At 66.8% G+C, this 15,258-nt stretch carries 12 protein-coding genes; 3 read left to right on the plus strand and 9 right to left on the minus strand.

Annotated elements, in window-relative coordinates; translation table 11 throughout:
- Nucleotides 1–58: 58 nt before the first annotated feature.
- Genes IBJ82_RS08120 through IBJ82_RS08145 form a run of 6 tightly spaced genes read right to left on the minus strand, consistent with a single transcriptional unit; the run spans nucleotide 59 to nucleotide 7,894 of the window.
- Nucleotides 59–700 (minus strand): hypothetical protein, encoded by a 642-nt coding sequence (locus IBJ82_RS08120; RefSeq protein ID WP_194825372.1) that lies wholly within the window; start codon nucleotides 698–700, stop codon nucleotides 59–61.
- A complete protein-coding gene (locus IBJ82_RS08125) occupies nucleotides 697–2,388 on the minus strand; it encodes an ABC transporter family substrate-binding protein (protein WP_194825373.1) in 1,692 nt (563 codons plus the stop codon). The genes IBJ82_RS08120 and IBJ82_RS08125 overlap by 4 nt, the downstream gene beginning before the upstream one ends.
- On the minus strand, nucleotides 2,385–4,079 hold the full coding sequence (locus IBJ82_RS08130) for an ABC transporter family substrate-binding protein (protein WP_228536801.1): 1,695 nt from the start codon (nucleotides 4,077–4,079) through the stop codon (nucleotides 2,385–2,387). Before IBJ82_RS08130 ends, IBJ82_RS08125 begins: the two co-directional genes overlap by 4 nt.
- A gap of 31 nt (nucleotides 4,080–4,110) precedes the next feature.
- Nucleotides 4,111–5,955, minus strand: coding sequence for an ABC transporter ATP-binding protein (locus IBJ82_RS08135; protein WP_194825374.1), 1,845 nt, complete (start codon nucleotides 5,953–5,955; stop codon nucleotides 4,111–4,113).
- A complete protein-coding gene (locus tag IBJ82_RS08140; RefSeq protein WP_194825375.1) occupies nucleotides 5,952–6,920 on the minus strand; it encodes an ABC transporter permease subunit in 969 nt (322 codons plus the stop codon). The genes IBJ82_RS08135 and IBJ82_RS08140 overlap by 4 nt, the downstream gene beginning before the upstream one ends.
- A complete protein-coding gene (locus IBJ82_RS08145) occupies nucleotides 6,917–7,894 on the minus strand; it encodes an ABC transporter permease (RefSeq protein ID WP_194825376.1) in 978 nt (325 codons plus the stop codon). Before IBJ82_RS08145 ends, IBJ82_RS08140 begins: the two co-directional genes overlap by 4 nt.
- Nucleotides 7,895–7,980: 86 nt before the next feature.
- On the opposite strand from IBJ82_RS08145, the gene IBJ82_RS08150 reads away from it, so the two are divergent.
- Nucleotides 7,981–8,808, plus strand: coding sequence for an HAD family hydrolase (locus tag IBJ82_RS08150; protein WP_194825377.1), 828 nt, complete (start codon nucleotides 7,981–7,983; stop codon nucleotides 8,806–8,808).
- Nucleotides 8,809–8,878: 70 nt separating this feature from the next.
- Here the strand turns inward: IBJ82_RS08150 and IBJ82_RS35325 are convergent, their stop codons facing one another.
- Nucleotides 8,879–11,272, minus strand: coding sequence for an N-acetylmuramoyl-L-alanine amidase (locus IBJ82_RS35325; RefSeq protein ID WP_370585220.1), 2,394 nt, complete (start codon nucleotides 11,270–11,272; stop codon nucleotides 8,879–8,881).
- A gap of 217 nt (nucleotides 11,273–11,489) precedes the next feature.
- Between IBJ82_RS35325 and IBJ82_RS08160 the strand changes: the two genes are divergently transcribed.
- The gene (locus IBJ82_RS08160; protein WP_194825378.1) at nucleotides 11,490–12,950 is read left to right on the plus strand and encodes a SpoIID/LytB domain-containing protein; all 1,461 of its coding nucleotides are present in this window, start codon (nucleotides 11,490–11,492) and stop codon (nucleotides 12,948–12,950) included.
- A 21-nt stretch (nucleotides 12,951–12,971) separates the two neighbouring features.
- Here IBJ82_RS08160 and IBJ82_RS08165 read toward each other — a convergent pair whose 3' ends face one another.
- Nucleotides 12,972–13,472 carry a MarR family winged helix-turn-helix transcriptional regulator gene (locus IBJ82_RS08165; protein WP_194825379.1) on the minus strand — a complete coding sequence of 167 codons (501 nt, stop codon included), beginning with the start codon at nucleotides 13,470–13,472 and terminating at the stop codon, nucleotides 12,972–12,974.
- A 103-nt stretch (nucleotides 13,473–13,575) separates the two neighbouring features.
- On the opposite strand from IBJ82_RS08165, the gene IBJ82_RS08170 reads away from it, so the two are divergent.
- Nucleotides 13,576–14,583, plus strand: coding sequence for an EamA family transporter (locus tag IBJ82_RS08170; RefSeq protein WP_228536802.1), 1,008 nt, complete (start codon nucleotides 13,576–13,578; stop codon nucleotides 14,581–14,583).
- Between the two features lie 12 nt (nucleotides 14,584–14,595).
- Here IBJ82_RS08170 and IBJ82_RS08175 read toward each other — a convergent pair whose 3' ends face one another.
- Nucleotides 14,596–15,222, minus strand: coding sequence for a TetR/AcrR family transcriptional regulator (locus IBJ82_RS08175; RefSeq protein ID WP_056822348.1), 627 nt, complete (start codon nucleotides 15,220–15,222; stop codon nucleotides 14,596–14,598).
- Nucleotides 15,223–15,258 lie beyond the last annotated feature (36 nt).

The following is a 15,258-nucleotide window of genomic DNA, read 5'->3' on the forward strand; positions in this document are numbered from 1 at the left end:
CTGACCCTCAGGCACTGAGGTGAGTATCGGCCGAGAAGAACGGCCCAGATGCGCCAGGTCAGCTGGGGTCGGAGCCTCGGATGGCGGAGAGCCAGGTGAAGGCAGCGGCGGCGACCGTGGTGGCGGCGACGAACGCGCCGAGCCCGCCGTTCATGACGTAGACCCAGAGCAGGCCGACAAGGGGAGCGCCGATCGCGGGCTGGATATCGAGGATCAGGCGACGGGCGACCCCGAAGGCGGGTGGATCGGTGGGGCGAGAAGGGTTGTCGACGAGCTTGCCCGTCGGCTCGGTGGTGCGAACGCGGCCCGAGGGGTAGAAGCGAGTGTTCCCCTGGCGGATGGATCGGCCGATCAGTTCTAGTTCGGTCGGGGTGAGCACCGACAACGCCGGCTCATAGAAAACCGGCTGCCACACCAGACGATCACCACTGCCGATCTCCAGCCACGACCGGCTGACCAGTCGATATTGCTGCCGAACCCGTTTACCACGCACCGTTCCGGCCGCAACCAACCCCGTCGGAAATACACCGAAGGCAAGTCCCAATTGATAAGCGGTGTAAGCGAGTACGGCGAGAGCGACCACGGCGAGCGCACTCAGCTGATCGATATCCGCGAACGGCATCCACGCGGCGATGACAGCGAGGGTGCCGCTCGTGACGAGCAGCGGATAGGTGAGTGCGCGCGCCGGGCCGGAACTCACTTCAGGAAGCCGACCTTGGTGTAATCGGCCGAGGCGAGACCGAACGCACCGAAGTTCGCCAGATTCTCGCGGGTAGCCACGGCTCCGGCCGACTGCACGAGCGGCAGCGAGAACCCTTCTTCGAAGATCATTCGGTCGGCCTTGTTGGCCAATTCGATCGCCTTCTGTGGATCGAGTTCCGCGATGGTCTCCTCGATGAGCGCGTTGAGCTCGGGGGAACCGATGCTGCCGTAGTTGCTCAGCTTGTTCGCCGGATCGTAAGCGTAGATCTGGGGAAGCGCACCGAGTGGGAAAATGCTCTTCAGCCAAGCGAATTGGGCGATATCGAAGTTGCCGGGATCGATGATGTCAGTGAAAAAGCTTGTGCCCGGATAGGTTTCGATGAGCAGCTTCACCCCGATCTCCGCCAGGTTCTGTTGTGTGATCGTGGCGACCTGGACCTGTACATCGTTCTGGGCCATCACATCGCGGATCACCAGCTGACGGCCGTCCTTTTCGCGGACGTCGCCGTTGAGTTTCCAGCCCAGTTCGTCGAGCATGCGGGCGGCCGCGGCCGGGTCGAAGGACACGGACTCGGCGTTGTCCTGGAAACCCGTCTGGCCGACCAGGTACAGGTGGTTGTTCAGCGGCTTCGGGTCGGTGACCAGACCGTTCTGAATAGCGGTGGCGATCGCCTGCCGATTGATGCCTTTGGAGATCGCGATGCGCAGTTTCGGATCCGAGAGCAGGGCACCGGGTGCGCCGTTGAAGGTCGTGTGCATGAACCGATTGGCCGGGGCCCGGCGGACCTGGATGCCGGGTGTATTCGTCGCAGTCTTGATCTCGTCGATGGTGCTCAACGGATCGACGGCGTCGAGTTCGTTGTTCTGCAGCGCGCTGAGTTGGGCCGCGCTGTCGAGGATGCTGTAGGTGACATTGGTGAGTTTGGGAGTGTCACCCCACCATTTCGGGTTGCGGCTGAGCACGATCCGCTGCTGCGCGCGGTCGATAGAGGTGATCATGAACGGTCCCGCCGACAGCGGCATATCGTTGCGATAGAAGTCGTCGAAGGCTTGCGGTGTGGCGGTGCTCTGCTGGGGATACAGGGGATTGAACAGCCCCTTCCACTCCGCGTAGTGCTCGGCGAAGGTCACGATCGCCTGCCTGTCGTCGACGCCGCGCTCGACCTTTTCGACGCTGCTGTAGGCCTGGGTCGCCGAGACCTTGAAAGCCGGATCACGACCGCTCAGCGCGCCGACTTGGGACCGCAGGTCGTTCCAGGTGATCGGGGAGCCGTCGGACCACACCGCTTTCGGGTTGATCGTGTATTCGATCGTCTGCGGGTTGGTGTTGGTGAGCTCGACGGAGGTGAAGTAGTTGGTGTCGGTGGTGAGATTTCCGGCGGCGTCGGCGGTGATAGTTCCCGGAATGGTCCAGCCGGTCACCTCGCTCACATAGCCGTCTGAATCGACATGGCTGCTGTTGAACGTCGCCGGGAATCCGGGAATGGCCAACCGAAGATTGCCGCCATCCTGCACGGCGTCGCGTTCCTGCGGATTGATGTCATTGACCGAGCCGATTGTGCTCGAACCCGATTGCACGTCCGAACCGGACCCACAACCGCCGAGCACCAACGTCAAGGCGCAAACAGGCACCGCGATGCGAAGACCGGCCCGGCGTAAACGCCTGGCGTGAGTAACAGTGGTCATTTCGTGAATCCGATCTTTGTGTAGTCGTAGGTCGCCAATCCAGGGGAGCCGATGTTGGCCAGGGTGGTGCGGGCGCCGAAGCTGCCGTCGGACTGCATCAGAGGGAGGGAGTGGCCTTCTTCGAATACTTTGCGGTCGACCTGGTTTGCGAGGTCGATGGACTTCTGGGGGTCCAGTTCGGTGAGGGTTTGTTCGATGAGGGTGTTGAGTTCGGGGGAGCCGATGCGGCCGTAGTTGGACTGGAGGTCGGTGGGGTCGTAGTAGTAGATCTGGCGGATGCTGCTCAGCGGGAAGGGGTCGCCCTCGTAGACGTACTGGGCGGCATCGAAGTCGCCGGGCTGGATGACGTCGGTGAAAAGACCGGCGGCGGGCTTGGTGTCGATGTTCAGTTGCACGCCGATGGCAGCCAGGTTCTGCTGGATGATCTGGGCGATCTGGACCCAGGTGGGGTCGTTGTACATGACGTCGCGAATGACCAGTTTGCGGCCGTTCTTCTCGCGCACCTCACCGTTGAGTTTCCAGCCGAGGTCGTCGAGTTGCTCGGCCGCGGCGGCGGGATCGAAGCCGAGACTGTTGTCCTGGTAGCCCTTTTGGCCCTGGAGGAAGACATGGTTGTTCAACGGCTTCGGGTTCTCGACCAGCCCGTTCTGCATCGCGTTGACGATCCCCTGGCGGTCGATGGCCTTCGAGACGGCCACCCGCACACCCTCTTCGGCCAGGATCGAGCCGGGTGCGCCGTTGAAAGTGATGTGGCGCCAGCGATTACCGGGAGCGCGACGCACCACCAGTCCCTCGGTGCCACGCACTGTCTTCACATCGTCGAGGGTGGTCAGGCGAATGAGGTCGAGTTCGTTGTTCTGCAACGCCTGGACCCACGAGGTGGCGTCGAGCACGCTGTAGGTGATGGTGTCGAGAACGGGCTTGTCGCCCCACCACTTCGGGTTGCGACCCAGGGTGATTCGACCCTGAGCGCGGTCGGTGGCGCTGACGACGAACGGCCCGGCGGTGAGCGTGATCGCATCGGTGAGGCTGGTGTTGAAGGCCTCCGGCGTGCTGGTCACCGACTTCGGGTAGAGGGCGGAGTTGCCGGAGAACTGACCGCGCCAGTCGGCGTAGGGCTTACTGAAGGTGAGGACGGCCTGTCGGTCGTCGGTACCTCGCTCCACCTTGTCGACGAATTCGAAACCGTTGGTGATCGCGATCAGATAGCTCTTGTCCCGGCCGCTCAGCGCGTGCGCTTGCGAGGCGAGGTCCTCCCAGGTGATCGGCGAACCGTCCGACCAGACGGCTTTCGGATTGATGGAATACGTCACCTGCATCGGATCGGAGCCGGTCAGCTGGATATCGGTGAAGAAATCGGTATCGACGCTGAGCTGGCCCGCCGCGTCGATCTCGAAGGACCGCGGCAGCATCGCGCGCACGATGTAGCCGATCTCGCCGTTGTTGCCGTCATTGGAGAGGATGTTCCAGTTGGCGGGGTAGTCGGTGGTCGCCAAGCGCAGGTTGCCGCCCTCACGCAGCTCGTCGACACCCTTGGGGTTGACGTCGCTGGTGGACCCGATCGCATCGCTCAACCCGGTCGCCGACTCGTCGCCGCCCGCACAGCCCGCCACGATCATCCCGGCCGCCACCACCACGGCAGCACATCGCAATCGGGCCCTACGGCCTGCTTGCATTCGACGGGTTCTCATGGCGCCTCCTCTTTCGGCTGGACCGACGTTCTCAGCCGCTGACGACGGGTTCCGGTACGGCCGCGATGAGCGAGCGCGTGTATTCGTGCTGAGGATCGGCGAAAATCTGCTCGGCCGGGCCGGATTCGACGATCTTGCCCTGCAACATCACCGCGATGTCGTGGGCGAGATTGCGCACCACCGACAGGTCGTGGGAGACGAACAGGTAGGACAGGCCGTGCTCGGCCTGTAGGTCGCGCAGCAGGTTGAGCACGCCCGCCTGGATCGAGACGTCGAGAGACGAGACGGGTTCGTCGAGTACCAGCAACTGGGTGTCCAGGGCCAACGCGCGGGCGATGCTGACGCGCTGCTTCTGGCCGCCGGAGAAGTCCGACGGGTAGCGATCGGCGTGTTCGGGACGTAATCCCACCTGCCGCAACAACTCCGGCACTCGACGGTTGACCTCTTCGCGAGACCGGCCGTCGATACGCAGCGGTTCGGCGAGGACGTCGAAGATCGGCAGGCGCGGGTCGAGGGAGGAGCTGGGGTCCTGGAAGACGATCTGCATCTTGCGGCGGATCTCGCGGGTGCGGGCCTTGGTGAGGGTGGCGACGTCGTTGCCGAGCACCTCGATGCTGCCCGACTGCGGTCGCGCCAGGTCCATGATCTGCGACAGGGTCGTCGACTTGCCCGAACCGGATTCGCCGACCAGCGCGAGGGTGCGACCCGCGCGGACCGAGAAGCTGATGCCGTCCACCGCGCGGACCTCGCCGGTGCGGCGGCGCAGCAGCACGCCGGAGGTGAGGGGGAAGGTCTTCACCAGGTCGGTGACGCGCAGGACCACCTCGTCGTCGGTGCGGTCGGGGTAGGCCGGGGCGGGGATCTCCTTGCGGTAGGCCTCGAAGAGCTGGTGGCTGCCGACCTCGGCCGTGCGGATGCAGGCCACCGAATGGCCGGGGCTCACCTTCTCCAGCGGGGGCTCGGCGGCGACGCAGTCGCCGATCGCGACCGGGCAGCGCGGTGCGAACGAGCACCCGGGCGGCAGGGCGTGCATGGCGGGCGGGGCGCCGAGGATGGGGATCAGCGGGGTGCGCGGCGGGCCGTCCATGCGCGGGATGGAGCCGAGCAGGCCGACGGTGTACGGCATGCGCGGAGCCGCGAAAAGCTCTGCGACCGGCGCGGTTTCGACGACTTTGCCCGCGTACATCACGGCGACCCGGTCGGCGACGGTGGCTGCGATGCCCATGTCGTGGGTGATCATGATGACGCCCGCGCCGGTGATATCGCGCGCCTCGCGCAGCAGCGCGAGGATCTGCGCCTGCACCGTCACGTCGAGCGCGGTGGTCGGTTCGTCGCAGATGATCAGGGCGGGATCGTTGGCGATGGCCATGGCGATCACCACGCGCTGGCGCATGCCGCCGGAGAACTCGTGCGGGAACGCCCTGGAACGAGCCCTCGCATCGGTGATGCCGACGAGTTCGAGCAGCTCGACGGCCCGCTCACCCGCTTCCTTGCGGCTCATCTTCCCGTGCGCGAGAAGGGCTTCCGCGATCTGATCACCGACGCGATACACCGGGGTCAGCGCAGAGAGCGGATCCTGGAAGACCATGCTGATCGAGGAACCGCGCAGCTTCGACATCTGCTTGTCGCCGAGGCCGAGCAGTTCGCGGCCGCGCAGGCGCACCGATCCCTGCACCCGTGCCTGATCGGGCAGCAGGCCGATCACCGCGAGAGAGGACACCGACTTGCCCGAACCGGACTCGCCGACGATGGCGAGCACCTCGCCGTCGGCGACGGTGTAGTTCACCCCGCGCACGGCCTCGACGCGGCCTTCCTCGCCGGGGAACGAGACCCGCAGGTCGGTGACCTCGAGCAGGGGTGCAGTCGACGCGGTCATCGCTTCTCGGCTTTCTTCAACTCCACCTGCGCCTCGTTCTTGTGCTCGGCGACTTCCTTGCGCGATTTGCGCGCGCCACGGGCGCCGGGGTCGAAGGCATCACGCAGGCCGTCGCCGACCAGGTTGGCGCTCAACACGATCGTGATCAGCAGGCCACCGGCGAACAGGAACAACCACGGGTAGGTGAGCGCCGATTTGGTACCGGACGCGATCAGCGAACCCAACGACACATCCGGCGGCTGCACACCGAAACCGAGGAAGCTCAAACCGGTTTCGGCGCTGATCGCCGCGCCGACCGCCAGGGTGGTATCGATGATCAGGATCGAGGCGATGTTCGGGATGATGTGGCTGAGGATCACCGTGCGGGTGGGCGCGCCCATATACCTTGCGGCGCGGACGAATTCGCGATCGCGCAGGCTCAGGGTGAGGCCGCGGATGATGCGGGCGGCGATCATCCAGCCGAACACGCTCAGCAGCACGATCAGGATGACGATCGACCCGGAACCCTTGGTGCGCGGCGCGAACAGCGCGATGATGATGAAACTGGGGACCACCAGCAGCAGGTCGACGAACCACATGATCGCGCGGTCGGGCCAGCCGCCGAGCAGTCCGGCCACCGCACCCGCTGTCGCGGCGACGAGGCTGGAAAAGATCGCCACGCAGAAGCCGATGATCAGCGACTTCTGCAGTCCGCGCATGGTCTGGGCGAGCACGTCCTGACCGATCTGGGTGGTGCCGAACGGGTGCTCGAGGCTCGGGGGTTTCAGCAGCGCTTTGTAGTCCATCTGCTGGTAGTCCCACTGCAGCAGCGGCGGCAGCACGAAACTGGCCACGAACATCAGCACCAGGATCACCGCGCCGACCACGGCGGGCTTGTTGCGCAGGAAGCGCCGCCACACCAGTTTGCGGCGACCGGCCGCGGCGATCTCGGGAGCGCCGACGGCGATGAGTTCGGTTTCGGTCATGAGACACGCACCCTCGGGTCGAGCAGGGCAAGGACGACATCGGAGAGCAGGCCCGACACCAGCACCACCAGGCCGGCGAACGCCGTCACCGTCACCACCACGTAGAGGTCCTGGGAATTGATCGAATCGATCAGCCATTCGCCGACACCGTGCCAGCCGAAGATCTTCTCGACGAAGGTGGCGCCGGTGATCAGGGCACCGAGACTGTAGGCGAACAGCGTCGCCATCGGGATCAGCGCGGTGCGCAGGCCGTGTTTGTAGAGCGCGTGATTGCGGGTCAGACCTTTGGCTCTCGCTGTTCGAATGAAATCGCTGCCGAGCACATCGAGCATGGCGTTGCGCTGGTAGCGGCTGTAGCCGGCCATGGCGCCGAGCGCCAGCGCCAAGGTGGGCAGCACCAAATGCTGTGCGCGGTCGACCATTTGGTTCCAGAACCCGTTGACCTGCGTGGCGGACGTCTCGCCCGTATAGAGGAAGATCTGCGTATCGGACATCGTATTTATCTGCAGGGCACCGTATTTCAACAGCGTCGCCAGCAAGAAGATCGGCGTCGAGATGATCAGCAGCGACAGCACCGTCGAGAAATAGTCGCTGAACTTGTACTGCCGGATTGCCCCCGCCGCGCCGATCAGCACGCCGAGCACGGTGCCGATGACCGAACCGAGAATCAGCAGCCGCAGACTCACCGCCACCCGCCTGCCCAGTTCCTCGCTCACCGGCTGCCCGGCCAGGGTGGTCCCGAAATCCCCGTGCACAACGCCGCCCAGCCAGGTGAGATAGCGCTGTGGGATCGGCTCGTCGAGATGCAACTGCTCGGCCTTCGCGTCGATCACCGACTGCGGCGGGCGCGGGTTGCGCTGCTCGAGGCTCTCGAGCGGATTGAATGTGAGTGAGGCGAGGCTGAACGTCAGAAACGATGCCAGCAGAAGGAGCACAACGTAGTTGAGTGTGCGCCGCAACAAGAAGCCGGTCATCAGTCCCCTCTGGATCGGGTAATCAGGCCCTGATCATAGGGACAGTCCGTCGTCCTCGCGTGGCGACGTGCGGCAGGATAGACCGGATGACGCACCTGCACCCGAAACCGCAGCTGGTGGCCAGCGACGTCGACGGCACATTGATCGACGACTCCGACAAGGTCTCGGCGCGCACCAAGGCCGCCGTCGGGGCGCTCGTCGCCGACGGCGCCACCTTCGTGCTCGCCACCGGCCGCCCGCCCCGCTGGATCGACCCGGTCGTCAGCGAACTCGGGTACGCACCGCTCGCGATCTGCGGAAACGGCGCGGTCATCTACGACAGCGCGACCGATCGGGTGCTGTCCAGTCACACCCTCGACGTCGACACGTTGACCTGGCTGGCCGAAGTCGCCGAACACGCGCTGCCAGGTTGTGGGCTGGCGACAGAACGTGTCGGGGCCAGCGCCCACGACGCCGTGACCCCGCAGTTCGTCAGCTCGCCGACCTACGAACACGCCTGGCTCAATCCCGACGACACCGTCGTCTCGCACGCCGAGGTCATCGACTCCCCCGCGATCAAGATGCTCATCCGGCTCAGCTCGGCCCGCAGTTCCGAGATGCGTGCCGCCCTCGCCCCGCTCATCGGCGACCGCGCCGAGATCACCTACTCCACCGAGAGCGGGCTGATCGAGTTGGCGGTGCCGAAGGTGACGAAGGCGTCCGGACTGGCCGAGGTGGCCCGACGGATCGGCGTCGAGAATTCGTCGATCGTGGCGTTCGGCGACATGCCCAACGATGTGCCGATGCTGGCGATGGCCGGGCACGGCGTCGCGATGGGCAACGCGCACCCGGAGGCTCGGGCGGCGGCGGACGAGGTGACCGGCAGCAATATCGACGACGGTGTGGCGATGGTGCTCGAGCGCTGGTGGCGGTAGGTCCGACACATAAAACGGCCGGTGCCCCTCGCTCGGAGGGTGCACCGGCCGTTCTTCGCCGTGACCGGGTTCAGCCGGTCGGGGCGGGCTCGGGGGCAGGCGGGTCAGCCGGGGCCTGTTCGACAGGTGCCGGTTCGACCGGGGGAGCCTGCTGTTCGGCGGGTACCTGTGGAGCTTCGGGCGGGGCAGGCACGGCAAGTTCGAGCGTGGGGTGGGTCGCCGCCTGTCCTGGCTTCGGCTGTCCGTTCATTTCCTGCTTGTAGGTCTCGTCGTAGGTCTTCCAGAACGTGGTGACGATGCCCGTGAGCTCGTTGAGCACCAGCGAACCGTGCTGGAAATCGGTGCGGAGACCGTTCGGGACCAGGTAGGAACTGGCGGTCGGCAGACCGAGCACGCCCGAGTCGGCGCCGAGGCTCAGATAGCGGTCGAGAATCGCGCCGACCACCTCGAACACCTCACCACCCTCGTCCGCGTAGACGAAGCCGTTGGCGAACTTCGCGTACTGACGGCCCTGCGCGCCGGGGAGCAGGTCCGACTGCGGCGCGCCGAGCGGCCCGTCGACCCCGCCCTTGGCCACCCAGTGCTTGGCGATCGCGTTGTCGCCGGACAGGCCGAGGAACTTGTCGACCATCGCGCCGAGTTCGGCCATGTTCCCCTGCGGGGCACGGGCCAGCTGACTCGGCGGGCGATTCGCCGTCGGGGGTGACGTATAGGTGCCGGAATTGCCCGCCGCGATCCCGCGGATGCGATCCATCAGCGCGTAGGCGGCGTCGCCGGGGCAGTCGGTGTTACCGACATCCCGGTGCGCGAACACCACCGGCAGGTCGACCGCTTCGTCGTACTCGTACGGGGTGAACTCGGTGCCCTCGGAGTACATCGTGGTCGTGCCCTTGGGGTTGATCCCGGCGAGCTTGGCCCGCCAGCCGATGAACTTGCCGATCGCGTTGAGCGACTCGTTGCTCGGGTCCTCGTTCTCGTAGTTGCCCATCAGCGCCACACCGGCGGTGTTCTCGTTGAAACCACCCGCGTGCGCGCCCTGGACGGCGCGGTCGAGGCCACCGTAGCGGCCCTCGAAGATCTGGCCGTACTGGTCGACCAAGGCGTTGTAGCCGATGTCGCACCAGCCGAGCGTTTCGGCGTGATAGGCGTAGATCGCGCGGACGATGCCCGCCGATTCGGAGCGGCTGTATTCGCTGCGACCGGCCGTGTGGTGCACGGTGATGCCGCCGACGCCGTCGTCGTAGGTGGGTTCCTGGCAGCGGATCGACTCGTCGGCACCCCATTGCGCGCGGGTGATGACCTTCGGTCCGCCACCGGGCAGCGCCGCGGCGACGTCGTTGAGCGCGGCATCGATCGCGGCCCGGCCCGGATTGATCAGGACGGCCTTGAGCGCGGCCTCGGTGAGGTGGGCCGGGTCGTGGTCGGGGCCCGCGGCGGGCTTGCGGGTGACCAGCATCTGCACCGCGGTGGTCTCGCCGACGTAGATCGGTTCGGTACCGGTAGGTGCGTCGGCGGGGGTCTGATCGGTGGCCCTGGTGTCGACCGGATCGGCGTTGTACCAGGGGCCCCAGTTGCCATCCAGCTGGCGAGCCCGGAGCTTGGTTGTGGTGTTCGCCAGGTCGCGGGCGGTGACGGCGACCATGCTGAACGGCGTGTCCTGGGTGATCTCCTTGACCTGCGCGCCCACCTGGTCGATGACGTCGGAGCCGACCGCGCCGGGGGAGAGGGCGGGGGTGTCGGGGGTGGTGCCGGGTTCGAGATTCTCCGGGTCAGCGATGAATGCGGCTCCGGTGGAACGGCTTTGGGCTACCGGCGCGCCGGCGGGAGGTGCGACCGCGGCGGGGGGCGGTGCGGCGGGCGCTGATGTCGGTGCCGGTTGAGCGGGAGCCGCAGGTGCGGCTGGAGGCTCCGGGGCAGGGGCCGGGGCGGCCGGAGCGCCGGGCGCGGGAGCTGCCGGGGCAGGAGCGCCCGGGGGCTGGGCTTGGGGAACCGCGGCCGGCGGAGCCGGGGGCGCGGTGGGGACCGAGGTGCTCGGGACCGGTGGGCGCGCAGGCGGTGCGGCGGGGGCGGGTGTCGCGCCGCCCGGCGTGGCCTGCTGCGTCGGGGTCGCTTGCGGCTTGGTCGGCAGCTGCGGCAGCTGGATCTCGGTGGGCAGCGCCACGCCCGGGGGGACCGGCAATCCCGGCGGGATCGGAATCGAGCTCGGCAACTGCAACATGCGCAGGTCCGACAGGTGCAGGTCGGGCAGGTCGAGGCCGGTCAGGTCGCGCAGCGGGACCGTGATGTCGGGAATCGAGGTCAGCGCGACCTCGGCCAGCTGCGTCGGCACGGCCGCGACCTGGGAATCGTTGGCGCTGCGGTAGTCGGTCGAGTCGCTGAGAGCGAACGCGCCGATCGGTGCGGCGACAACGAGGGTGGTGACCACCGGGAGCACGTAGGAACGTTTCGGCTTTCGGTATCTCACGTGCGACTCCTATCAGGGTCGAGCTCGTGTTTTTCCGCGCATGTGATGCTTGCTTCCTCAAACCTCACGCATCACACTAGTTAACATACGTCACATATCTCAACCTCAACTCGAGACTTATGTGATTGCTCGAATGTAGCCCTCGGATCCCGCCCGGCGACGACGACATGCCGACGCGAGCTCCGCCGGTCGAACCGTGAAACCGTGGGAGCACAGTATGAGAGCGAACACCAAGATCACCCGCAGTACCGGCCGTGGCGCCCGTCGCAGGGCTGTGCCGGTCATCCGAACCGTGCCGCTGCCGGTGCTGGTCAGCGGCACTGTGCTGGCGTTGACCGGGGCGATCGGACTGTGGCAGATCCTGCCGGGTCAGATCACGCCGACCGCCGGCGCGGGACACGGTCGCGGGATGAGCCAGGTCGGCGCCTTCGACAACGCGCGGGCGGGTTGGACGGCCGAGGAGATTCTCGGCCATTACTACCCCGGGGCTGATCTCGGGCAAATCGGGCCGACAGAGATCCGTGTCCGCCTCCAGGCGCAGGACGACGCCACCCTCGACACCTTCGCCGCCGCCGGTGCGCAGGTCGCCGGTCGCACGATCGGCCCCGGCGACGCGGCCCATCTCACTCCGCTGCCCGACGGCGGGGCGAACGTGGTGGTGACCGCGGGCTGCGACGGTGAAGTGCTGTGGCAGGCCGCGACCGACGATCCGTTCGTCTATCCGATCGGCGCCGGTGCGGGCAGGCCTGCCGAGGAACACCTGACCCTGTGCGGTGGCACGGCCTATCGTGGCGCGCTCGGTGTGGCGCTGGAAGGCGAGTCCTTTCGCACCGTCAACCAGGTAGACCTCGACGACTATCTAGCCGGCGTACTGCCCGCGGAGATGCAGGCCAACTGGGCCGACCAGGGCGCCTTCGAAGCCTTACGCGCACAAGCGATCGCGGCCCGCTCCTACGCGCTGGCCGAGAGTCGCTACGACTACGCGCAGACCTGCGACACCACCGACTGCCAGGCCTATCCCGGTACGGTGAAGGAGGATTCACGCAGTACCGAGGCCGTCGCCGCCACCACGGGCACGGTGTTGTTACGTGACGGGCAGATCCTGCGCTCGGAATACTCCGCGGCTCCCGATGGCGGTCGGCCCGCCGATATCGAAACCTTCGCGGTCGGGCCTGCGCCCAGTGAACTCGTCGAATCCGCCCCGGCCCCTGCGGTTCCCGCCGCACCGGCAGAGCCGGATCTGACCATCGAGGCGCTGGCGGGTGAGTCGGTGATCGACACCGAGTACCGGCGAATCGGCGGCGCCAACAGCGCGGTGGGCGAGCCGATCGGCCCGGAAATGCTGCTGCCGCAACGGGCAGGCACGTATCGGCTGTACACCAACGGTGTCATCGTCGCGACGCAGACGCTCGGCGCGCAGGTCGTCGACTTCTCCACGCTGCTCCAGCTCGTCCCCGACGCGGGTGATCAGTTGCCCACGTCGGCTTCGGGCAGGCCGAGGCTGAAGATGCCGGAAGGTAGTTTGCCCCAGTTGGGTTCACCCGGCGGTGCGGGAGGCGTGCAGATTCCCTCGGATGCCGATGTCAGGGGTGAACCTGTTCACGGCCCGGTGAACCCCGGCGTGCACGACGGCGGATACGGCCCGGTCGCTACTCCCGGCATCCACGACGGGGAGTAACCGCGCTCAGCGCTGCCCTGGTCAGTCGAGCGTGGTGTCGTCCAGCGCGATGGCCAGGGTGCGCAGCAGGTCGGCGAGCTGCTCGCGGTCCGTGGCGCCGAGGGCGGCGAGCAGGCGCTGCTCATTGGCCACGTGTAGCGGCAGCAGCCGGTCGACGAGTTCGCGGCCCTCGGCGGTGAGCTGCACGAAGACGCAGCGGCGATCGTCGGGGGACGGGACGCGCCGGACCAGGTTCTTCGCCGCCAGGCGGTCGATGCGGTTGGTGATGGCGCCCGAGGTGACCATGGCGGCACGGTTGAGCGCGCCCGCGGTGAGGCCGGTCTCACCGCCGGAGCGACGCAGTGTGGCCAGCACGTCGAACTCCCAGAATTCCAGGCCGTGACCTGCGAAGAAGCGCTTGAGATCCTGTTCGAGCACGCGCGAGAGTCGGGTGATCCGGCCGATGATCGCCATCGGTGACACGTCGACATCCGGGCGTTCGATGTTCCAGTGCTCGGTGATCAGGTCGACCGCGTCGCGCATCTCTTTTCCCTCTCGATTGAAACTCTTAACGTTCATCTACTTGACGCCGAGATATCTCGGCGAGTAGATATTTCAATGTTGAGATTATCAATCAGGAGTGAACATGACGACCGCAACCCGCTCCACCGGCTACGCGGGCACCCTCGCGCTCACCGCCCTCACCCCGATCGTGTGGGGCTCCACCTACGCGGTGACCACCGAGTTCCTGCCTCCCGACCGGCCGCTGTTCACCGCCCTCATGCGCGCGCTGCCCGCTGGGTTGGTGCTGCTCGCGCTGACCAGGGTGCTGCCGCACGGTCAGTGGCTCGGCCGGGCCGCGGTGCTCGGCGTGCTCAATATCGGCGCGTTCTTTCCGCTGCTGTTCCTGGCCGCGTATCGGCTGCCGGGTGGTGTCGCGGGGGTGCTCGGCGCGGTCGCGCCGATGTTCGCGCTCGGATTCGCCGCGGTGCTGCTGGCGGAAGCGCCGACGAGGCGCAAGGTGATCGCGGGTGTTGTCGGCGTTCTGGGAGTCTCGCTGGTGGTGCTTCGCGGCACTGTCGAACTCGATCTGATCGGTGTTGTCGCAGGTCTCGCCGGTGCGGCCTCGATGGCAGCGGGCACCGTGCTCACCAAGAAGTGGGGACGACCCGATGGCGTCGGCCCGCTGGCGATGACCGGCTGGCAGCTCACCGCGGGCGGACTGTTCATCGCGCCGCTCGCCCTGCTGATCGAAGGCGCGCCGCCCGCGCTCGACGGACAGGCCATCGGCGGGTACCTGTACCTCGGCGTCATCGGCACCGCGCTGGCCTACTGGCTGTGGGTGCGCGGAATCTCGCGGGTGCCGGCGACTTCGGTGTCATTCCTCGGGCTGCTCAGCCCCGTGTCGGCCGCGGTGATCGGGTGGATCGCTCTGGGTCAGGCGCTGACCGCTCTCCAGATGATCGGCCTCGGCGTCGCTCTCGCGGCCACCGTCTTCGGGCAGATGCCGTCCAAGTCTGTCGACGGTTCCGCCGGAGATGTTGCGGGAGAACAGGTGCCGCCTGTGGACGATCCGGCCGAACGCCGCAATGATGCCGAGCCGACGGTGAATTCGATTGCACCGGAATTGGTTTCGACGACTGCTCGGGTCTGAGCACTGATTCCGTCAGCCGCGCATCGCCTGCATCAACTGGTCCTCGGTGAGGGCCGGAACCGGCAGGGGGTGCGCGGCTTTCGCGCGTAGGCCGTCGAAGATGAGGGCGAGATTGCGCCGCCAGAGGTCGGGAGCGACGGTGCTGGTGGCGGCGAGAACGCTGATGTGGGACCAGGTGATGAAGGCGATGTCTTCGAGGGTCCAGTCCGGACGCAGGGCGCCCGCCTCCTGGGCGCGGGCGATGATGCGGCGCATGAGGCCGTGGCCGTATTCGCGTGCGCGCTCGACAGCGGCGCTGGGGGGATTTCGCAGGGCGAGATCGCCGAGAATGCGGTCGGAAGCCTGGAGTTCGCAGATCTTCTCGACCAGAAAGACGAACGACTCCCACGGGTCGGTGAGCGCGAGCGCCTGTTCGGCTACCCGGCCGCCCGCTTCCAGGCGGTCGGCGGCAGCGGCGGCGATCAGTGCGTCGCGGGTGGGGAAACGGTTGTAGAGGGTGCCGATCGCGACGCCCGCGCGGGCGGCGATGTCTTTGAGCGGGGCGTCGAGGCCGCGTTCTTCGAAAACCTCGCGGGCTGCCGTCACGAGCGCGGCGCGGTTGCGTTCGGCGTCGCTGCGCAATGGCTTGTCCTCGGGCATCCGCTGATCCTACAAATCTGGTGGTCGAAATATCTT

It is taken from the genome of Nocardia sp. XZ_19_231 (assembly GCF_015355705.1).
Lineage (GTDB): Bacteria > Actinomycetota > Actinomycetes > Mycobacteriales > Mycobacteriaceae > Nocardia > Nocardia salmonicida.